20 protein-coding genes and 1 pseudogene are annotated in these 20875 nt (G+C 62.9%); 9 read left to right on the top strand and 12 right to left on the bottom strand.

Annotated elements, in window-relative coordinates; genetic code table 11:
* Positions 1-229: 229 nt before the first annotated feature.
* On the top strand, positions 230-1003 hold the full coding sequence (locus EOA19_RS04200; RefSeq protein WP_128302787.1) for a gamma-glutamyl-gamma-aminobutyrate hydrolase family protein: 774 nt from the start codon (positions 230-232) through the stop codon (positions 1001-1003).
* Here EOA19_RS04200 and EOA19_RS04195 read toward each other — a convergent pair whose 3' ends face one another.
* The 5 genes from EOA19_RS04195 to EOA19_RS04175 form a co-directional block, all read right to left on the bottom strand.
* Positions 1004-1408 carry a hypothetical protein gene (locus EOA19_RS04195; RefSeq protein ID WP_164779975.1) on the bottom strand — a complete coding sequence of 135 codons (405 nt, stop codon included), beginning with the start codon at positions 1406-1408 and terminating at the stop codon, positions 1004-1006.
* Positions 1409-1485: 77 nt separating this feature from the next.
* Positions 1486-2469, bottom strand: coding sequence for a 2-hydroxyacid dehydrogenase (locus EOA19_RS04190; RefSeq protein WP_128302786.1), 984 nt, complete (start codon positions 2467-2469; stop codon positions 1486-1488).
* Positions 2466-3488, bottom strand: coding sequence for a LacI family DNA-binding transcriptional regulator (locus tag EOA19_RS04185; RefSeq protein WP_128302785.1), 1023 nt, complete (start codon positions 3486-3488; stop codon positions 2466-2468). Before EOA19_RS04185 ends, EOA19_RS04190 begins: the two co-directional genes overlap by 4 nt.
* 77 nt (positions 3489-3565) lie before the next feature.
* Positions 3566-4450 (bottom strand): DMT family transporter, encoded by an 885-nt coding sequence (locus EOA19_RS04180; protein WP_164892835.1) that lies wholly within the window; start codon positions 4448-4450, stop codon positions 3566-3568.
* Between the two features lie 192 nt (positions 4451-4642).
* Positions 4643-5050, bottom strand: coding sequence for a DUF2000 family protein (locus tag EOA19_RS04175; RefSeq protein WP_023813609.1), 408 nt, complete (start codon positions 5048-5050; stop codon positions 4643-4645).
* A 48-nt stretch (positions 5051-5098) separates the two neighbouring features.
* On the opposite strand from EOA19_RS04175, the gene EOA19_RS04170 reads away from it, so the two are divergent.
* Positions 5099-5968: an AraC family transcriptional regulator gene (locus EOA19_RS04170; protein WP_023813610.1), complete on the top strand. Its 870-nt coding sequence runs from the start codon at positions 5099-5101 to the stop codon at positions 5966-5968.
* 24 nt (positions 5969-5992) lie between these two features.
* Here EOA19_RS04170 and EOA19_RS04165 read toward each other — a convergent pair whose 3' ends face one another.
* Together EOA19_RS04165 and EOA19_RS04160 are read right to left on the bottom strand one after the other, a co-directional pair.
* Positions 5993-6463 (bottom strand): MarR family winged helix-turn-helix transcriptional regulator, encoded by a 471-nt coding sequence (locus EOA19_RS04165; protein ID WP_013528223.1) that lies wholly within the window; start codon positions 6461-6463, stop codon positions 5993-5995.
* 215 nt (positions 6464-6678) lie between these two features.
* Positions 6679-7410, bottom strand: a complete 732-nt coding sequence (locus EOA19_RS04160) for an intradiol ring-cleavage dioxygenase (protein WP_023813611.1) — start codon at positions 7408-7410, stop codon at positions 6679-6681.
* Positions 7411-7610: 200 nt separating this feature from the next.
* On the opposite strand from EOA19_RS04160, the gene EOA19_RS04155 reads away from it, so the two are divergent.
* The 3 genes and pseudogenes from EOA19_RS04155 (at position 7611) to EOA19_RS04145 (ending at position 9984) form a co-directional block, all read left to right on the top strand.
* Positions 7611-8663, top strand: coding sequence for a GTP-binding protein (locus EOA19_RS04155; RefSeq protein ID WP_128302784.1), 1053 nt, complete (start codon positions 7611-7613; stop codon positions 8661-8663).
* A gap of 56 nt (positions 8664-8719) precedes the next feature.
* Positions 8720-8863: pseudogene (locus tag EOA19_RS04150) on the top strand (DUF1778 domain-containing protein); the annotation flags it as partial.
* A 146-nt stretch (positions 8864-9009) separates the two neighbouring features.
* Entirely contained in the window at positions 9010-9984 is a 975-nt protein-coding gene (locus EOA19_RS04145) for a WD40 repeat domain-containing protein (RefSeq protein ID WP_128302782.1), read from the top strand.
* A 6-nt stretch (positions 9985-9990) separates the two neighbouring features.
* Here the strand turns inward: EOA19_RS04145 and EOA19_RS04140 are convergent, their stop codons facing one another.
* Positions 9991-10443: a hypothetical protein gene (locus EOA19_RS04140; protein ID WP_023813615.1), complete on the bottom strand. Its 453-nt coding sequence runs from the start codon at positions 10441-10443 to the stop codon at positions 9991-9993.
* A 156-nt stretch (positions 10444-10599) separates the two neighbouring features.
* On the opposite strand from EOA19_RS04140, the gene EOA19_RS04135 reads away from it, so the two are divergent.
* From EOA19_RS04135 to EOA19_RS04120, 4 genes are all read left to right on the top strand, one after another.
* The gene (locus EOA19_RS04135) at positions 10600-11979 is read left to right on the top strand and encodes an aspartate aminotransferase family protein (protein WP_023813616.1); all 1380 of its coding nucleotides are present in this window, start codon (positions 10600-10602) and stop codon (positions 11977-11979) included.
* An 11-nt stretch (positions 11980-11990) separates the two neighbouring features.
* Positions 11991-13397, top strand: coding sequence for a glutamine synthetase family protein (locus tag EOA19_RS04130; protein WP_128302781.1), 1407 nt, complete (start codon positions 11991-11993; stop codon positions 13395-13397).
* Between the two features lie 86 nt (positions 13398-13483).
* A complete protein-coding gene (locus tag EOA19_RS04125) occupies positions 13484-14719 on the top strand; it encodes a putative DNA modification/repair radical SAM protein (RefSeq protein WP_023813618.1) in 1236 nt (411 codons plus the stop codon).
* Positions 14720-14721: 2 nt separating this feature from the next.
* Positions 14722-16185 (top strand): UdgX family uracil-DNA binding protein, encoded by a 1464-nt coding sequence (locus tag EOA19_RS04120; RefSeq protein WP_128302780.1) that lies wholly within the window; start codon positions 14722-14724, stop codon positions 16183-16185.
* 63 nt (positions 16186-16248) lie between these two features.
* Here EOA19_RS04120 and EOA19_RS04115 read toward each other — a convergent pair whose 3' ends face one another.
* The 4 genes from EOA19_RS04115 to EOA19_RS04100 form a co-directional block, all read right to left on the bottom strand.
* Positions 16249-17514: a glycerate kinase gene (locus EOA19_RS04115; RefSeq protein WP_128302779.1), complete on the bottom strand. Its 1266-nt coding sequence runs from the start codon at positions 17512-17514 to the stop codon at positions 16249-16251.
* The gene (locus EOA19_RS04110) at positions 17511-18014 is read right to left on the bottom strand and encodes a heme-degrading domain-containing protein (RefSeq protein WP_128302778.1); all 504 of its coding nucleotides are present in this window, start codon (positions 18012-18014) and stop codon (positions 17511-17513) included. Before EOA19_RS04110 ends, EOA19_RS04115 begins: the two co-directional genes overlap by 4 nt.
* Positions 18015-18231: 217 nt before the next feature.
* A complete protein-coding gene (gene guaD / locus EOA19_RS04105) occupies positions 18232-19548 on the bottom strand; it encodes a guanine deaminase (protein ID WP_128302777.1) in 1317 nt (438 codons plus the stop codon).
* Between the two features lies 1 nt (position 19549).
* Positions 19550-20767, bottom strand: a complete 1218-nt coding sequence (locus EOA19_RS04100) for a urate hydroxylase PuuD (RefSeq protein ID WP_128302776.1) — start codon at positions 20765-20767, stop codon at positions 19550-19552.
* Positions 20768-20875 lie beyond the last annotated feature (108 nt).

Here is a 20875-nt window from a genome sequence, read left to right as displayed (position 1 = left end):
CAGGAAATCCTCGGTTTCCCTGTCGGTTCGTTCGAGACAATACACGGGCAAGAAGTCGAGTCCAGCAGGCCGACCCGATTTGACGGCGAAGCCCAGCTACCCTGCAACTATAGTCTAACAGGCCATTTCGTGGCCCATGCGACACGTTGAAACTTGGCATGGAAAAATGCCCGGCGATAGCCTATTTTGCAGGCAGGACATCCTTGCCCAGATGGAACATAGAGCCAAAATGCACCAGCCGCTCGTCGCCATATCGACCGACGTCCGTCAGTTCGACAACTACACCTGGCATGCAGCCCCACAACAATATCTGGAAGCGGCGATCACCGGCGCCGGCGTGTTTCCGGTGCTGGTGCCATCGTTCGGCGACCGGCTCGATTTCGACGAACTTCTGTCGTCGGTCGACGGCGTCATGGTCACCGGCTCGAAATCCAATGTGCACCCCTCGCTTTATGGCGGCGACGCCAGCGAAGCCAATGGCCCCTATGATCCGGCGCGCGACGCCACGACGCTGCCGCTCATCCGGCGGGCGATCGAACGCGGCGTGCCGCTGCTCGCCATCTGCCGCGGCATCCAGGAATTGAACGTGGCGCTGGGCGGCACGCTTGGCACCGAGATCCAGGAGCGCGAGGGTTCGCTCGACCACCGCGCGCCGGTGAGCGACAAGCAGGACGAACGCTTCGCCATCCACCAGACCATTTCGATCAAACCTGACAGTTGCCTGGCCGGCGTGTTCGGTGCCGGCGACATCAAGGTCAATTCGTTGCACCGCCAGGCGATCGACCGGCTCGGCTCGAAGCTGCAGGTCGAGGCCGTCGCCAGCGACGGCACGGTCGAGGCGGTTTCGGTGCGCGACGCCCGCGCCTTCGCCGTCGGCGTGCAATGGCACCCGGAATACTGGGTCAAGTCGGACAGCAATTCGGTGAAGATATTCCGTGCCTTCGGCGATGCGGTTCGGCTGCACGCCGCAGCGAAGGCTGGCGCACGGGCCGCAGCGGAATAATCAGTCGCCAGATTTCTTATCGCCTATGGCCGCCAGCGACAGCAGCGGCAGCGCTGGGGCATAGGATTCGTAGCCGTCGCCGTCGGCAGCCGCGAAGGTGACGATCGGATCGACGCCGTTGGCGCTGAAGGCGACCGTGCCGTCGTTTTGCTCGCGCCAGAACTTCGCCTGCTCTATGCCCGGCAAGAGCCGGCGGCATTTCGGAGCAACGGTGAGCAGCGACAAACCGTCCGAAATTTCAGCCCCGCGGCTGACTGCACAGACCGCCTCATCGCCGTTGGCGACCAGCCTGTAGCTGTTGGACGGGGCGGCCTCGTTGGCCACGCTTTCCACGCTGCCGCCATGAAACAGCTGAATGCCACCAAACAGCGCTGCGGCAGCGATCAATGCGGAAAGTGCTTTCATCATTCTTCATCCACGTACACGGATAGGTTGAAGAATGATTCCAAAGGGTTAAGCTGACGTTAATAAGTGAGGCAGCCTCAAGCTCGCGCCTTGACTTCCGCCGTCTCGGGCACCGGGGTCAGCGGACGGCGCTCGGTGAACCAGGACACCAGATTGTCGACGCACAGATCCGCCATGGCGCGGCGGGTGTGGTCCGAGGCCGAGCCGACATGCGGCAGTAGCGAGGTGTTGGGCGCATCGAGCAGCGCCTTGGGCACGTTCGGTTCGTCGGCAAAGACGTCGAGGCCGGCGGCGGCGATGATGCCGGTGGCGAGGGCCGCCGCAAGCGCTGCTTCGTCGACAGTGCTGCCACGGCCGATGTTGACGAAGACGCCGTTGGCGCCAAGCGCCGACAGGATCTCGGCATTGACCGCCTTCTCCGTCGAGGCGCCCCCCGGCGCCACCGAAATCAGCGTATCGACGGCTTCTGCAAGCCCTTTCAGGGTCGCATGATACTGGTAGGAAAGACCTTCGACACGGCGCCGGTTGTGGTAGGCGACCGGCAAGCCAAAAGCTTCCAGACGCCGGGCGATGGCCTGCCCGATGCGGCCCATGCCGAAAATACCCACACTGCGCCCGCGCAAGGTCAGCCGGCTCAGCGGATAGTTGCCCTTGCGCACCCAGCTGCCGTCACGCAACCAGGTTTCGGCGCGCGGCAAGTCGCGGATGGTGTTGATCAGCAGCCCGATCGTGGTGTCGGCGACCTCCTCGGTCAACACGTCGGGCGTGTTGGTGACCATGATGTTCTTCGCTCGGGCATGGACGACATCGACCGAATCATAGCCGACGCCGAAGGAGGCGATGAGTTCGAGGTTGGGCAATGCATCCATCATCGCCGCGTCGATGCCGGCAAACGAAGCGATGCCGCGCACATCACTGCGCATCTCGTCAGTGACGAGCGCCGGATCGGCGCGTTCGATTCTGACACGCCTGAACGTGCGGTTGATGCGGTCGACCGCATGGTCGTTGAAATCGCCCGGCACCAGGATGGCGACGGATTGCAGCTGTTCGGCCTTGGTCATACACGCTCCACCGGCTTGCCGGTCGACTGACGCACATGCAGTTCCGGCTTGATCAATTCCTGCGAGGGCCGCACCGTCTGGCCGTTGAGCTTGTCGAGCAGCGCGCTGGCGGCGCGGCGGCCAACCTCGCGCTGGCCGTTCCAGACAGTGGTCAGCGCCGGCGTCGCGATCGCCGCTTCCTCAAGGTCATCATAGCCGGTAACGGAGATGTCTACGCCGGGCACAAGGCCGGCACGGGCAATGCCGTTCATCAGGCCGATGGCGACAAGGTCGTTCCAGCAGCAGGCAGCCGTCGGTCTGTCCTTCAGCGCCAGGAACTGTCCGGCGGCCTCGAAGCCGGCCTGCTTGGTGCGTGGGCCGGCGATGCGCCATGACGGCCTGACTTCCAGCCCGGCCGCCTCCATCGCGTTGACATAGCCCTGGTAGCGGTCACGGCCGGTCGAGGTCTGGTCGGTGCCGCCGATCATGGCGATGCGCTTGTGGCCGAGCGAGATCAGATGGTTGGTGGCGAGGCCTGTCCCATAAGAGTCATCGCCGCGAAACACCGGCACGTCGGCACCCTCGACGGTGCGCGCGATCAGCACAGCGGGGAGGCCGTTCTCCTCGGCCATCAGGATGTCGGAAGCCGGCGTGCCTATCGCCGGCGACATGATGACGCCGTCGGCGCCGAGCTGCAAAAGCGTATCGATAAAGGTGCGCTGCTTTTCGAGCTGATCATAATGATTGGACAGGATGAAGGTCTGCCGGCTGCGGTCGAGCTCGCTTTCGATCGAGCGCAGGATCTCGGCGAAGAATGGGTTCATGATGTCGTGGACGACGACGCCGACAATGCCGGAACGCGAGGTGCGCAGGCTGGCGGCGCGTCGGTTGTAGATATAGCCGATGGCGCGGGCATGTTCCTTGATGCGGTCACGGGTGGTCCCGGCAACCAGAGGGCTGTCGCGCAGCGCCAGCGAGACCGTGGCCGTGGACACGCCGAGCGCATCCGCGATCGTCGAAAGCTTGATTTTTTGTGCCAGCGACGTGTGCTCCCCGGACCTGAACTTCCAGACCTAAACTGTTTAAAGGCGGCGTTATGCCACCGATCGGGGGCAAATCAAAGTTTTTTTGCCAACGCTTCGGCCTCGACATCCGAGGCCGCGCGGCTCCGCAGCCGAAGCCTATGCTCGCGATGGACGATGTAGAGACCGCTGGCGACGATGATGGCGGCGCCGACCAATGTCCAGCGGTCGGGAAACTGCTTGAAGACGATCCAGCCGGAAATGATCATCCACACCATCTGCGAATAGGGATAGGGCGCCAAAGCCGTGGTTGTCGCCAGCCGGTAGGCCTGGACCAGCAGCCAGTGACCGACGCCGCCGAACACGCCGAGCATCAGCAGCACGAACCAGTGCCAGCCATCATGCGGCAGGGAAAACGAAAACGGCAGCAGGGGCAACAGCAGCAGCGCCGGCGCCAGCGCCGAAAACAGGATGAGGCTCTCCGATGTCTCGGTCGCCGACATGCGGCGCGTCATGATGACGTAGAAGCAGTTCGACAGCATCGAGCCGAGCGCGAAGAGATGTCCGATGCCGAAAACGCCGACGCCCGGCCGGGTGATGATGAGGACGCCGGCAAAGGCCGCCAGGATCGCCAGCCAGCGCCGCCAGCCGGCCCACTCGCCAAGCAGCGGACCGGCCAGCGCCGTGATCACCATCGGCCCGAAGAAATAGATCGAGGTTGTCTCGGCCAGTTGCAGGGATTTGAGCGCCAGGGCATTGAATATGGTCGATCCGAACAGGAACGCGCCACGCAAGATATGCGCCGGCAGGTTGACCGGACGAAACCGCACCGGTTGGCGCCAGCCGCGCAGCAGCGCGCCGACCAGCACCACATGCACGGCAAAGCGCACCCAGGCAACGACCAGCACGGAAACGCCGGCAAGGACGAGGTATTTGCTTGATGTGTCGAGGAAGGTGAAGCAGACATAGGTGGAAAGCATGCACAGGATCGCCACCGGGGGCGTCGCGCTTTCTACATGTCTTTGGGGAGCACTCACTTGCAGGCCGGGTGGGAAGCTGGGCTGAAGCCCACCTTTGCGGGAATTGCCGGCTCCCGGCAAGGCAATTGTCGCCAGCCCCGAGGTGAAAGCCTGCTGGCACAACAAGAGCCGCCGGCAGGCGTAGTGCCTTGGCTAGGCGTGCATGCGGGCGCCCTTGGTGATTTTATCGACCAGCTTCTTGTCGGCGCGAAGCGCGATCCCGACCACCTTGGCGTCTTCAGGCGCGAATTCGGCGAAGACGGCACGGTTAGCCGCGTCAAAGCCGGTCGAAAACATCTCCTCGACATAGAGCGAGGTGGTCACGCCGCGCTCTAGTGTGCGCCGGTGGATGGCGCCCAACGTTGCCTGGTCGGCGGACAAAACGATGACCGGCTGGATCGACAGCGGGTTGTAGAGATTGCCGGCGCGGTCGCGATAGGGTTCACCGATGATATCGGGAAACTGCGCGACGATGCCGCTGGTCAGGAAAGCGGTGACGTTGAGTTTCTGCCAGACCGGCAGATCTTCCCCGAGCACGATTGCAAATTTCGTATCGAACATGAGACATTGGCCATTCGGTTGTGCCCCAATGCGAGGCTGAAGGAGACGATGTCGCACGATCTAGACAGCCAGGCTTTCAAGGGTCTTGGACGTTTGTGCGTCGATGCGGCGGAAAACCGTATCATCTCCGCCCCCGATCCCGCAGGCATGGAGCGGATCGAGGCGCGCTTCCGTGGCAGCGCGTTCGACCTGCATCGCCACGACACCTATGCGATCGGGGTGACGCTGCACGGTGTGCAGACGTTTCGCTATCTCGGCGCTGCGCGCCACAGCCTTCCGGGACAGATCATCGTTCTGCATCCCGACGAGTTGCATGACGGCGGCGCCGGCACCGAGGACGGCCTGCGCTACCGAATGCTCTATCTGGAGCCGTCGCTGATGCTCGGCTGCCTTGGCGGCGCTTCGCTGCCTTTTGTCAGGGATGGCGTGGTGACGGACGCCGCCTTTTGCGCAACGCTGCTTTCGGCGCTGGGTCCGCTGGAGCAGGAACTCGACGAGTTGTTCGTCGACGACTTCCTGACGCAACTGATGCAAAGCCTGATCCGGCATGGCGGCCAGTCGGCGAAGCCGATGACCAGGACGGCGTGGCGGGCGGCTGCGCTAGCACGCGACTATCTTACGGAAAACCTGACCCGGCCGGTGCGCTCCGGTGAACTGGAAGCGGTAACCGGGCTCGACCGCTATGCCTTGTCGCGGCACTTCCGCGCCGCTTTCTCGACCAGTCCGCATCGCTTCCTGGTGATGCGCCGGCTTCAGCGCGCGCGGCGGATGATCGCCGCCGGCGAACCGTTGGCACAGATCGCAGTCGAAGCCGGCTTCAGCGACCAGAGCCATTTTATCAGGCAATTCAAGAAGGCATTCGGCATGACACCGGGACGCTGGTCGTCGCTGATCCAGGGCTCTGCCGCGGCGGCTTGATCGCCTGCCGCGACAATCTGACGGTCAGTCGTCCGACTCGGCGTCGTCGTCGATGAGCACCAGTTCCTCGTTCGAGAGGTTGGCCTCGATGCGGGCAAGCAGTTTGAACAGCGACTTCTGGTCCTTCTTGTCGAGGCCCTTCAGCGCCTGCTTTTCGGTCTTCTTCACCGATTTCTCGATGGCGTGGATGATGTCGCGGCCTGTATCGGTGAGGAAGATATGGGCCTGGCGGGCATCAGCCTCCGAGGCGCGCTTCTCCAGGAAACCCTGGGCCTGCAGCCGGTTGATGGTCTTGGTGATCGTCGGCGGGCGCACGCCGAGGCGTCCGGCAAGATTGCCCGGCGTCTGACCGTCTTCACGGTCGAGCGCCAGCATGATCTGGTCCTGGCCGGCATAGAAGCCGTGCGCCAGAAGCCGGGCAGCCAGCGCCGTTCTTGCCAGCCTTGCCGCCGAATGCAGCCGGCTCATTGTTGCAGTCTTGTCCGCCTTGGCCATGGTCATCCCTCTTCGGCCGTACCGGTGCGGGCAGCATAGAGGCAGCCGGCCGGTTGGCAATCGACGATCAAAAAGATTCCGGTGCTTCAAACAGCTTTGCCGGCAAGCATTGTGGTGTCCGCCGTGGCTAATGCCAGATGTTTATTTCAGTTAGATGACAAACGAATTCCCAGCCGGAGTTTTCGTCGCGAGCAGGGTGGTGGAGTGACCGCCGCTCAGCCGGGCTTCACCGCTACGATCATCAGCGCCTGATAGGCATCCTCCAGTTCGCGCAGCGCAGCCTGCGATTGCGGTCCGGCCCGCCTGGCGATGCCGTCCGCGGCATTCGAGGTGTCGCGCTTGCCGGGTCGGTCATTGTAGGGCGCGACTGTGGTGAATATCTGCTCGCTGAGGCTGTCGGGGAAGAACAACTGTCCGGTCATCACCGAACTGTCGTTAGGGAAGATCTTGAAATGGATATGGGTGGTGCGGCCGCGATACCAGCCGGGATAGATGGTGGCGAAGGAAACGATGCCGCTTGCATCGGTCTTCTGCCAACCACGCAGGAAGGTCCGGCCCGACGTGTCGACGTCGCGGTCGTCACCCTGTCTGGGATAGCCGGAATAGGCGCCTTGCGCGTCGCAATGCCAGATGTCGACGCGGGCGCCGGCAAGTGGGCGGCAGTCCGCGTCGACAACCTGCAGCCGAACGCCAAGGGCTATGCCCTTCTTGCCTTCGGTGACGTCCGCACGTTCGAGTTTCGGGTCGAAATAGAACGGCCCCTCGGTCACTTCAGGCGTAATGGTGCAGACACCGGCGCCGTTTTCGAACAAGGCCAGTCCGGCATAGGGTAAAGTCTGGTCTGCTATCGCGGCGGCGGGCAGGAAGGCACCACCGCCGGCGGTGACCGCGATCAAACCGAGCGCCTGGCGCCGGCTCATTGAGAAGGAGGATGGCTTGCCGGACATATCTTGCCTCTCGAATTGGCCTCTCGTATCCTGATCTAGGCGGTCACAGCGGCTCTCGCCAATGAAAATTCAGCAATGTCGGCAAGCCGGTTTGGCCCATAGGTTTGCCCCGTGCAAAAGCCCGGCACACACCCTATATGGAGCCGACATTCCCTTTTTCTCAGGCCGAATTTTCGAGGCCAGCACTTTCGAGGCAAGCCATGAGCGACGCACAGACGCAGATCCCCGTAACCGTTCTCACCGGCTATCTCGGCGCCGGCAAGACGACGCTGCTCAACCGCATCCTGTCGGAAAACCACGGCAAGCGCTACGCCGTTATCGTCAACGAATTCGGCGAAATCGGCATCGACAATGATCTGATCGTGGAATCCGATGAGGAAATCTACGAGATGAACAATGGCTGCATCTGCTGCACGGTGCGCGGCGACCTGATCCGTGTCGTCGAGGGCCTGATGCGCCGGCCAGGCCGCTTCGACGCCATCGTGGTCGAGACCACCGGGCTCGCCGATCCGGTGCCGGTGGCGCAGACCTTCTTCATGGACGACGACGTGCGCTCCAAGACCAGGCTTGACGCGGTGGTGGCGCTGGTCGACGCCAAGCATCTGCCGTTACGGCTCAAGGATTCCAGGGAAGCCGAGGACCAGATCGCCTTCGCCGACGTCGTCGTGCTCAACAAGACCGACCTCGTCACATCAGAAGAACTCGCCAAGGTCGAGGCAACGATCCGCGCCATCAATCCGGCGGCGAAGATCCATCGCACGACGCGAGCCGGCGTCGCGCTGACCGAGGTGCTAGACCGCGGCGCCTTCGACCTGTCCAGGGCGCTGGAAAACGACCCGCATTTCCTCGAGGCGCATGACGATCACGATCATCATGACCACGATCATGACGGTCACGATCACCACCACCACGATCATGACGGGCACCACCATCACGCTCATGCTTCAGACATCCATGACGTGACGGTGCAGTCGGTGTCGCTGCGCGGCGGCGAGATGGACCCGAAGAAATTCTTCCCCTGGATCGAGAAGATCACCCAGATGGAAGGCCCCAACATCCTGCGGCTGAAAGGCATCATCGCGCTCAAGGGCGACGACGAACGCTATGTCATCCAGGGCGTGCACATGATCATCGAGGGCGATCACCAGCGCGCCTGGAAGGACGGCGAGAAGCATGAGAGCCGGCTGGTGTTCATCGGCCGCGAACTCGACGCCGAACGGCTGAGGAAGAGCTTTGACGCCTGCCAGGCGTAATTTTGCTCGGGTAGGAACAAGTGATGCCTAGATCGACCGATAGCATGACTGAGCATGAAGCCCAGCCCGCGATCGATGCCGCCGAGGTAGTGAGGGTGTCCGCCACCGATTTCGTGCGTATCCTCGATCTGCTGGAACGCCCGCCGAAGCCCAACGCCAAGCTACGCAAAGTGATTGCGGCGTTGCCAAACACACTGTAACGGCACCCGCTTAACGCGAGGAGTCGATCGCGAAACAGCGCGATCGAACATCCTTCGATGGCAACCCTTATGGTTGCCGGAACCGCAAACGTCGAGTAAGCCGCCGGGTTGTCTCTGCAATCTCGTCCAGGTGAATAAAGATAACCATGCCAACCGTCGCCCCGCTTGATCTCCAGGGACATTGCATCGCCGCCGTCTTTCTCGGCGACGTGCCGCATTTTGCGATGGCCGACGGCGCCGTCCATCGGCTCGACCATGGCCACAAGACAGTTCAGGCCAATGACGGGGTGCTTGCCGCCTTCCATGATGCAGCCAATGACCGGCTGATCACCGGCGGCGAGGACGGCAAGGTGTTTGCCGTGAAAGCGGGCGGCGAGGCCACGGAATTGGCAAGCGCCGCCAGGAAGTGGATCACCAGCGTTGCCGCCGGGCCGCAAGGCGCCATCGCCTATGCCTCAGGCAAGACCGCCTTCGTGCGCTTCGCCGACGGCAAGACCAGGGAATTCACCCATCCGCGTTCGGTCGAGGGCCTGGCCTTCTCGCCCAAGGGCATGCGCTTCGGCGTTGCCCGCTACAATGGCGCGACGCTGCATTTCCCCGCCGCCGAGGGCAAGCCGGTGGAACTCGAATGGGCCGGTGCCCACACCGGCGTCACCTTCTCGCCGGATGGCGCCTTCCTCGTCACCACCATGCAGGAAAACGCGCTGCACGGCTGGAAGCTCGCCGACGGCAAGCACATGCGCATGACCGGCTATCCCGGCAAGGTGAAAAGCCTGTCGTGGAGCGTGAAGGGCAAGTGGCTGGCGAGTTCCGGCGCGCCGGCGGCGATCGTCTGGCCGTTTTCGGGCAAGGATGGGCCGATGGGCAAGGCGCCGCTGGAACTCGGCACGCGAGGCAACGCCATGGTGACGGCTGTCGCCTGCCATCCGAGCCAGGATGTCGTCGCCATAGGCTATGATGACGGCATGGTGATGGCGGTGCGTTTTGCCGACGCCAAGGAAGTGCTGTTGCGACGGCCGGGCAAGGGCTCCATCACCTCGATGATGTGGGACAAGGAAGAACGCCGTGTCGCCTTCGGCAGTGCCGCCGGCGATTGCGGCGTCATCGACATCACGGCCTGACCCCGCTCACTCCGCTCCACACGACACTTTGCCGCTGATTTCAACCGGTTTGCCGTCCTGGTCCGTATCCGCCGCGGCGTCGTAGATGGAGAGCGTATAGCTCCCGTCATAGACGCCTTCGTCGCTGGTCTTGGTCAGGATCGTCAGTTCGATCGAGTTGATCTTTTGCGCGGCCTCGTGCTCACGATAGATGTTCAGCCGCAATTCCTTGCCGTCGAGCCAGTACTGCGTCAGGTTGGAATCCTCGAACACGGTCTTGCGCAGGCTGTCGCCGGCAGGCCGGCTCAGAATTTCGAGGTTGCCGCGAAAGTTGAAGGTCGGCCCGCCCATGCCTCTGGTGACGCCTGCCTCGACCTCGAATGTCGCCGCCGTGTCCTCGGTGGAGCACCAGATGCCGCCCGACGCAAAGGCAGCGCCAGCCGACGACAGAAGCATTGCCACACACATGATCGTTCTCATTTTGCCCCTCCACCTCAAATCCCGCTCATATTGGCGCTGACTTCGGCAGCACGGTCAAGCGCCGCTGCCAAAGGCTGAGCCAACGCAGGACAGATGCGCGGCCAATTGCGGATGCGGACACGGATTGGCTAAGAGGGATCGACCAGAGGGGTTTTCATGCACAGCGATATGTCCAAGACGTCCATCGGCGGCATCGGCCGCGACCGCATTGCCGATTTGCGCGAAACCGAGGGGGCAGCCTTCCGCAAGGCGCGGCCAAAATCGCAAGCCAAGATCGGCAACGGCCTGCCCGGCTTCTTCGGCGGCGTCCCGATGCACTGGATGAACGATTGGCCGACGCCGTTCCCGATCCTGGTCGACAACGCCAGGGGCGCGACGATCACCGACATCGACGGAAACAAGCTCGACGATTTCTGCCTTGGAGACACCGGCTCGATGTTCGGCCATTCGCCGCCACCGGTGGCACGCGCCATCCGCCGCCAGGCCGGACGCGGCCTGACCTATATGCTGCCTTCGGAAGATGCGCTGGCCATAGGGCCGCTGCTGCAGCAGCGCTTCGGCCTGCCGTTCTGGCAGATCGCGACGACGGCGACCGACGCCAACCGCTTTGCGCTGCGTGTTGCCCGTGCCGTCACCGGCCGCGAAAAAATCCTGGTCTTCAACGGCTGCTATCATGGCTCGGTCGACGAGACGATGGTGCGGCTGATCGACGGCAAGCCCGTCAACCGGCCGGGATTGGCGGGCGAGTTCCGCGACCTGACCCGCACGGCCAAGGTCATCGAGTTCAACGATATTTCAGCACTCGAAGCCGCGCTTGGGGATAAGGACGTCGCCTGCGTCATCGCCGAGCCGGTACTGACCAATTCCTGCATGGTGCTGGCCGATCCGGGTTACCATGACGCCCTGCGCAAACTGACACGCCAAGCCGGCACGCTGCTTCTGATCGACGAGACGCACACGATCTCGACCGGCCCCGGCGGCTATACGAGGAAGTATGGCCTCGACCCGGACCTCTTCGTCCTGGGCAAGCCGATTGCCGGCGGTGTGCCGGCAAGTGTATGGGGCATGAGTGACGACGTCGCCTCGCGCTACGCAGATTACAACAGGACCAAGGAGCCGGGCTATTCCGGTATGGGAACGACGCTCTCGGCCAACCCGCTACAGTTCGCAGCGATGCGCGCCACGCTTGAAGAGGTGATGACGCCGGAGAATTATGACCGGATGGATCATCTGGCGCGGCGGCTCGATGCCGGGCTAACCGGCGTGATCGATCGCTATCGCCTGCCCTGGCATGTTTCGCGCGTCGGCGCTCGTGTCGAGTTCATCTGTGCGCCCGGTCCGCTGCGCAATGGCGCCGAGGCGGAAGTGGCGCATGCGCCGGAACTGGAGGCAGCCATCCATGTCGCGCTGGTCAATCGCGGCGTGCTGATCGCACCCTTCCACAACATGATGCTGATCTCGCCGGCGACCACTGGGACCCAGGTCAACCGGCTGATCACCGCCTTCGGCGCGGTTGCGGCAAAGCTTGCGGCATGAGACAAGCGGCGATGGACCACCCTAATGCCATGATGACCTCACCTTCGGGCTCGACACCAGCCGAGGCGCACGCCTTTCTCGACGCCCATCCCGAGATCGAAGCCTTCGATATCGTGCTGACCGACGCCAATGGCGTCGGCCGTGGCAAGATCGTGCGCCGGCATGAGCTGAAAAGCATCTTCGAGGGCGGCCGCCATATGCCGATCTCGATCCTCGGCCTCGACATCACCGGCGAGGATGTGCACGAGACCGGGCTGATCTGGACTACCGGCGACGGCGACCTACGCGCCTGGCCGATCCCCGGCACGCTGGTGCCGCTCTACGGCACGAGCCCGCCGCGCGGCCAGTTGCTGATGGCGATGTACATGCTCGACGGCCGGCCGATGTCGTCGGACCCCCGGCTGGCGCTGGCGCGGCAAGTCGACATCCTGGCGGCCAAGGGTCTCTATCCGGCCGGCGCCTTCGAGCTCGAATTCTTCCTGCTGGCCAATGAGCGCGACGCCGACGGCAAGGTGCAGCCGGCGCGCGCGGTTCTCGATGGCCGCGTCTCGGGCAAGACCGAAGTCTATTCCGTCGATCATCTGCACGGCATGGAGCCGCTGTTTTCCGACATCTATGCGGCGGCCAAGGCGCAAGGCATTCCGGCCGAGACGGTGATTTCCGAATATGCGCCCGGCCAGTACGAATTGACGCTGAACTACCGCAAGGACGTGATGCGGGCGGCCGACGACCTGGTCATGCTGAAGCGGCTGGTGCGGGCGCAGGCGCGCCGCCATGGCGTTACCGCCTGTTTCATGGCCAAGCCGATTGAGAAATATGCCGGCTCGGGCATGCATTTCCACGTCTCGCTGCAGGACAAGGCCGGAAGAAACGTCTTTGCCGAAGCCGGTGGCGAGAGCTGGTCGCTGCCGCTGCTGCAGGGGCTTGGTGGCCTCATCCAGACGATGGCGGAATCGATGCTGGTGTTTGCGCCGCACGCCAATTCCTGGCGGCGTTTCGTCTCGCAATCCTATGCGCCGGTGGCGCCGACCTGGGGCGTCAACAACCGCTCGGTGGCGCTACGCGTGCCGGCAGGCGACGCGAAGAACCGGCGCATCGAGCACCGCCCGTCCGGCGTCGACGCCAACCCTTATCTGATCGCCGCGACCGTGCTCGCCGGCATCATCAAGGGCATGGATGAAGGCCTCGATCCGGGCCCCGAAACGACCGGCAACGGCTATGAGGCAGCGGTCACGCGCACGACCATGCCTGTCGACTGGCGCGCCGCGATCGAAGCGGCGCGGACGTCCAGCTTCCTGAAGAACGCGCTCGGCGAGGACCTGCACCGGACCTTCGTGGCGATCAAACAGTCCGAGTATCTGCGGGTGGCACGCACGGTCAGCGAACTGGATTACCACCTCTATCTGCACGAGGTTTGATGGATTCATGATGGGCGGCGATCACTTTTTCGCCGCCTCCATCAAATGAGGTAGCGGATCTCCTGTTCAGAACATATCATGAACATATGAGCGCACTTACCGTCCGTGAAAAGCTGGCGATCCTCTCCGACGCCGCCAAATACGATGCCTCCTGCGCCTCTTCCGGTGCTGCAAAAAAGGATTCCTTGAAATCCGGCGGCATCGGCTCCACCGAAGGCATGGGCATCTGTCATTCCTACGCGCCGGATGGCCGCTGCATTTCCCTTCTCAAGATCCTGCTGACCAATTTCTGCATCTACGATTGCAGCTATTGCATCAACCGCTCGTCGTCCAATGTGCGGCGCGCCCGTTTCACCATCGAAGAGGTGGTGAAACTGACCATGGATTTCTACAGGCGCAACTATATCGAAGGCCTGTTCCTGTCCTCCGGCGTCGTCCGCTCACCGGACGAGACCATGGGCGAGATGGTCGAGGTGGCACGCCGGCTGCGCTTGGAGGAGAAGTTCTCCGGCTACATCCATCTGAAGACGATCCCGGAAAGTTCGGCGGAACTGGTCGAGAAGGCAGGGCTTTATGCCGACCGGCTGTCGATCAACGTTGAACTGCCGACCGATGAGGGCGTGAAGCGGCTGGCGCCCGAGAAGAAGCCGGAGACAATCCGGCTTTCCATGGCCAGGCTGCGCCAGAAGATGGAGGAGAAGGCTGAGCCGACTTTGAAGACCAAGAAGCGCGAACGCTTTGTGCCGGGCGGTCAGTCGACGCAGATGATCATCGGCGCCGACAAGACATCCGACGACGGCATCCTTCACACCAGCGCGCGGCTCTATGGCAGCTATCATCTGCGGCGCGTCTATTACTCGGCTTTCAGCCCCATTCCGGATTCGTCATCGTCGCTGCCCTTGCTGAAACCACCGCTGATGCGCGAGCACCGGCTCTATCAGGCCGACTGGCTGATGCGGTTCTATGGGTTTTCACAGCCGGAAATCCTTGCCGGGAGCAGCGACGGCATGCTCGATCTCGCCATAGACCCGAAGCTCGCCTGGGCGCTGCGCAACCGGGGACAGTTTCCGGTCGACATCAACCGCGCCGACCGCGAAGCGCTGCTGCGGGTGCCGGGTCTCGGCACCAAGGTGGTGGCGAAGATTTTGGAGACGCGCCGGCACCGGCGCATGCGGCTCGAGGACGTCGGACGGATCTGCCAGTCGGTCGCCAAGCTCAGGCCCTTCATCATCGCCGAAGGCTGGTCACCTGGTGCGCTGACCGACAAGGCCGGCCTGCGCGACAGGATCGCCTACTCCTGCGAACAATTATCGTTGTTTTGATCATGCGGCCGGCGCAACTCGATCTCGCCAGATACAGAGTTCGGCTCGACAGCGAGACGGATTTTGCCGGCTGGCGTGACGCGGCACGGCGGCTCGCCCTGAATGAGGTCAGGCCCGAGGACGTCGGCTGGCATGTCGCGCCGGGCTCTGATCAGGCAGAATTGCCTGAAGTGCCTGCGGGCGCGCAGCTCGTCGTGCCGCGCGACTTCATCGGGCATGCCGAAACGGCGTTCTGCCATTCCGATTCCGGCCGGTTTGCCTTTCTCTACAGAGTGCTTTGGCGATTGCGCGACGAGCCTAAACTGCTGGAAATCGCGTCGGATCCCGACACCAGGCGGCTTGAGACCATGGAAAAGGCGGTGCGGCGCGACAGCCACAAGATGCACGCCTTCGTGCGCTTCCGAAAAATCGGCGACGGTGCCGATGAGCGCTATGTCGCCTGGTTCGAGCCGGATCATTTCATCGTCGAGCGCAACGCCGATTTCTTCGTCAGGCGTTTCACCGGCATGCGCTGGACGATCCTGACGCCCTATGCCTCCGCCGATTGGGATGGCGAAAGGCTGGCGATGGGGCCGGGTGCTGCCAAGGGCGATGCGCCTGATCAAGACGACACCGAGGCGCTCTGGCGGACTTATTTCGAGAACATCTTCAACCCGGCGCGGCTGAAGGTGAAGGCGATGCAAAGGGAGATGCCAAAGAAATATTGGCGGAACCTTCCCGAGGCCTCGCTCATTCCAGACATGATCGCAGGAGCGGACAAGGCCGCCAAGGACATGATTGCGAAGATGCCGACAACACCCGCGCCGCACCACGCAAAGGTGCAGGCACGGCATTGGCCGAAGCAACAGCCTGCCGAGACGGCGGAGGACGATGCCGCAAGCACGATTTCCGAGTTGCGTGAGGTAGCGAAAGGCTGCCGTCGCTGCCCGCTTTGGCGCGACGCGACGCAGACCGTCTTCGGTGAGGGCCCCGACAATGCCAAAGTGATCTTCGTCGGCGAACAGCCGGGGGATCAGGAGGATCTCGCCGGCAAACCTTTCGTTGGTCCGGCCGGCAAGGTGTTCGATGCGATCCTGGACGATGCCGGTGTCGATCGGCAAAAGGTCTATGTCACCAACGCAGTCAAGCACTTCAAGTTCGAGCCGCGCGGCAAGCGCCGCATCCACTCCAAGCCGAATTCCGGTGAGATTCAGGCCTGCCGCTGGTGGATCGACCAAGAATTCGAGCTGATCAAGCCTAACCTCGCCGTGGCACTCGGCGCGACAGCGGCGATGTCGCTGCTCGGCAAGGCGATCCCGGTGACAAAGATGCGCGGACAAGTGATCGAGCGCGAGGACGGATTGCGCGTGTTCATCACCATCCATCCCTCCTTCATCCTGCGCATCCACGATCGGGCGGACAAGGAAGCCGAACGCGAACGGTTCCTGCAGGATATGAAGCTGGTGAAGCGGCTGATGGCCGCCTGATCAGTTTTGTTTTTGCGCGATTCCAGACGGAAAACCGCTTCACACTTCCTGGAATTGCTTCAGCTACCTGATCAGAATTGCCCTGAGATCGTTGACATTCGTACCGGTCGGGCCGGGTACGAAAAGATCGCCAACCGCGTTGAAGGCCGTCCAGGCATTGTTGCCGGCAAGCATAGCCTTGGCGTCCACCCCGGCTGCGCGCATGCGCGATACGGTCGAGCCATCGGCGAAGGCGCCGGCATTGTCTTCCGAACCGTCGATGCCGTCCGTGTCGGCGGCCAGTGCGTGGATGCCGTCGACGCCATTGGCGCCTATGGCGAAAGCCAGCAGGAATTCCGAATTGCGGCCGCCCTTGCCTTTTGCCCGCAGGGTCACGGTTGTCTCGCCGCCCGACAAGATGAGCACCGGCTTTGGAAATGGTCGATTGCGTGTCGCCACTTCGCGCGCGATCGCGGCATGGACGCCGCCCACCTCGCGCGCTTCGCCTTCGATGGCATCGGAGAGGATAAACGCCTCGACGCCCTGTCTTGCCGCTTCCGCAGCGGCGGCTTCCAGCGACACCCCGGCCGAAGCGATCAAATGCACCTCGTTGCGCGAAAAGCGCTCGTCATCCGGGCTTGGCGCATCGGCGGCCGGCGAATTGATATGCGCCATCACCGAGGCCGGCAGTTTCATGCCATACGCCGATATCGAGGCCAGCGCGTCTGCGCGGCTGCCTGTATCCGGTACGGTTGGGCCGGAGGCGACCATTGCCGGATTGTCGCCGGGAATATCGGAGACGATCAGCGACACCACCCTGGCCGGCCATGCGGCCGCCGCCAGCCTGCCGCCCTTGATGGTGGAAAGGTGCTTGCGGATGGTGTTCATCGCCGCGATCGGCGCACCCGAGGCGAGCAGCGCCTCATTGACGGCGATCTCGTCGGCCAACGTCAAGCCGCCAGCGGGCGACGGCAACAGCGCCGATCCGCCGCCGGAAATCAGCGCCACCACTAGGTCATCCTCAGTCAGACCCTGGACCTTGGCGAGCAGGCGCCGCGAGGCTTCCAGACCGGCAGCGTCCGGCACCGGATGAGCCGCCTCGATGATCTCGATGCGCTCGCAGGTCGCGCCATAGCCATAGCGGGTGACGACCAGCCCTTCGATCGGGCCGGCCCACACTTTCTCGAACGCTGCCGCCATCTGCGCCGAGCCTTTGCCCGCGCCGATGACGATGGTACGGCCCTTTGGCTTGGCCGGCAGATGATCCCGGATGGTTCGTTCCGGATCGGCGGCGGCAACGGCGGCGTTGAAGATGGAGGTCAGGAAGGCCTTGGGATCGAGCACGGTCATTCGGCGTCCCGAGGCAATGCCAAGCCGCGCTTGTCGACGCCCAAATGATCGCACAGCGCATCGACGACGAGGCCATGATCCTCCCGCTCCGGCAGTCCGGAGACGGCGATCACACCAATGACGCCGGCGCCCGTGACGGTCACCGGAAAGCCACCGCCGGCCAGCACGTAGTCGGCAATATCCAGCCCTTCGCCGATCTTGAAGCTGCGGTCCGGGCGCTGCTGTTCCAGCACCATGTGGTAGGTGCTTCTCAGGAACCGCTTGACCACATTGGTCTTGCGTCGCGCCCAGTCGGGGTTCGAGGCGTTCGAACCCGGCATCGCGGCGTAGAACAGCGGCCGATCCCACAGCCTGACGTCGACAATGATGGGCAGTTTCTCGGCAATTGCACGATCGCGAATGGCGGAGCCGATTTTGAAAGCGACGGCCTCGTCGAAGGTGGCGAAGACAAGGGTCTCTTCCTGTCTCTTGATCAGAGCGATGTCGTCAGCAACGGCCATTTTCTTTCTCCGAAATCGTCACACGTCGTGTGTACGACAAGCTCCGCTCGGTCAAGCTTCCGTGGAGCGGCCCCCTCATCCGGCCGCTTCGCGGCCACCTTCTCCCCGGTGGGGAGAAGAGGAAGCGTCGGCACTGGCGATCTCCTCTCCCCTCGGGGAGAGGTCGGATTGCCCCGAATTGCCCTTGCAATTCGGTTGGCAATCCGGGTGAGGGTTCTTACCCCGCGATCATATCCGCCTTGGCTGGCCGCCCCGCCACATAAACCTCGCGGACAGTGCGGTCGTCACCCAGCGTCTGCAGCAGGAACAGTTCCTGCGCCAGCGTCTCGACCGTTTCCATCCTGAGCCGCATCGCCGGCGTTGCCCTGGCGTCCAGCACGACGATGTCGGCATCGCTGCCTTCATCCAGCGTGCCGATCTTGTCAGCCACCGACAGCGCCTCGGCATTGCCGCGCGTCATCTGCCAGAAGGACTGGAGCGGGTTGAGCTTCTCTCCGTTCAGCGCGATCACCTTGTAGCCCTCGTCCATGGTACGCAGCATGGAGTAGTTGGTGCCGCCGCCGACATCGGTGGCAGCGGCGATCCGGACCGGCTTGCCGCGGCGCCGGAAGCGCTGGTAGTCGAACAGGCCGGAACCGAGGAACAGGTTGGAGGTCGGGCAGAACACCGCTACCGAGCCCGAGTCCGATAGCGCATCCGCTTCGCGCTCCGACAGATGGATGCAATGTCCAAACAGGCTCTTTTTGCCCAACAGCCCGTAGTGCTCGTAAACGTCGGTATAGTCGCGCGACCACGGGTAGAGTTCCTGCGTGAAAGCGATTTCGGCGTGGTTTTCCGACAGATGCGTCTGCATGTGCAGGTCGGGATATTCCAGACACAGCGCGCCCGCCATCTCCATCTGCTCCGGCGACGAGGTGATGGCGAAGCGCGGCGTGATGGCGTAGTGCTGCCGTCCCTTGCCATGCCATTCCTTGATCAGCGCCTTCGTGTCGTCGTAACCGGATTGCGGTGTGTCGAGCACGCCGTCGGGAGCATTGCGATCCATCATCACCTTGCCGGCAATGTTGAGCATGTTGCGGTCATGCGACTCGGCGAAAAAGGCTTCGGCTGAAGCCTTGTGCACCGAGCAGTAGGCGGCGACCGTTGTTGTACCGTGGCGCACCATTTCGTCGAGGAACAGCCGCGCGATTCGGCGGCCGTGCTGGGCGTTGGCGAACTTCGTTTCCTCCGGAAAAGTGTAGGTTTTCAACCAGTCGAGCAGTTCTGCGCCATAGGAGGCGATGACCTGCATCTGCGGAAAATGCACATGGGCATCTATAAAGCCGGGCAGCAGCAGATGCGGCCGATGGTCGATTCTCTTCACCGTTTCGCCGGCCTGCTTTTCAACCTCGGCATAGGCGCCGGCGGCGACGATCCTGCCGTCGCGGATCAGCAGGCCGCCATCCTCTTCGTAGCGCCAGGCGGAATGGTCGTCGATGGTTTGCGGCCAGCGCACGAAGGACAGCGTGCGGCCGCGCAGAAGTGTCGAGGTCATGCTATTTCCCTGCGCCTTCGAACCAGGCCACCAGCAGCGCCCGTTCCTTGTCGGTGATCTGTGAGACGTTGGCGGGCGGCATGGCGTGGCTGCGACCGGCCTGCAGATAGATCTCGCGGGCGTGGTTGGCGATATCCGCATCGGTGTCGAGCATCACGCCCTTCGGTGCATGATAGATGCCCTCATAGACCGGCTCCGCCGCATGGCACATCGAGCAGCGGCCGAGCACGGTGTCGCGCACGGCCGGGAAATGCGCTGAAGCGACATAGATTTGCGCCGACGCGGATTCCTTGGGTTCGCCGGTCAGCACTTTCGGCGCAGTCGACAGCCAGATGATGACGATGAACAGGACGAGTGCCGCCATCCAGGTCCAGGTCGGATTGCCTTTGCGGGCATGGATCGAGTTGAAATAGTGCCGGATCAGCACGCCGATGATGAACACCAGCGAGGCGATGACCCAGTTGAACTTAGTGCCGAACGCCAGGGGATAATGGTTCGACAGCATCAGAAACAGCACCGGCAGCGTCAAATAGTTGTTGTGCAGCGAGCGCTGCTTGGCGATCTTGCCGTATTTCGGATCGGGCTTGCGGCCAGCGATGAGGTCGGCGACAACGATCTTCTGGTTGGGGATGATAACCATGAAGACGTTGGCCGACATGATCGTGGCGGTGATGGCGCCCAGATGCAGGAAGGCGGCGCGGCCGGTGAAGAGATGCGTCAGCCCCCAGGCGATGAACACCAGCACACAGTAGAGCACCAGCATCAGGCCGGTGTCGCTTTTGCCGAGCGGCGAGCGGCACAGCAGATCATAGACCACCCAGCCGACGCCGATCGTTGCCAACGACAGCAGGATGCCGACCGGGACGGACATTGGGAGCACGTTGGGATCGATCAGGAACAGATCGGCCCCGGCATAATAGACGACGCACAGCATGGCGAAGCCGGACAGCCAGGTGGCGTAGGATTCCCATTTGAACCAGGTCAGATGCTCGGGCATTTCGGCCGGCGCCACCAGATATTTCTGGATGTGGTAAAAGCCGCCGCCATGCACCTGCCATTCCTCGCCGAAGGCGCCGACGGGCATGCCGGGACGCTGGCGCAGGCCGAGGTCGAGCGCGACGAAGTAGAAGGACGAGCCGATCCAGGCGATGCCGGTGATGACGTGCAGCCAGCGCACGGCAAAACTTAGCCAGTCCCAGAAAATCGCGAAATCCATCATTGAAATCGTCCCTGCCGATTGGGCGACTTTACGGGTTGGAGCGCAAACGGAAAGAGGCGAGGCGCACGATGACTTTCAAAAAAAAATGGAAAATACTAGGGTAGTCAC

The sequence above is a fragment of the Mesorhizobium sp. M7A.F.Ca.US.010.02.1.1 genome (assembly GCF_004023085.1).
Classification (GTDB): domain Bacteria; phylum Pseudomonadota; class Alphaproteobacteria; order Rhizobiales; family Rhizobiaceae; genus Mesorhizobium.
This window is presented reverse-complemented; position numbering and strand designations above follow the sequence as displayed.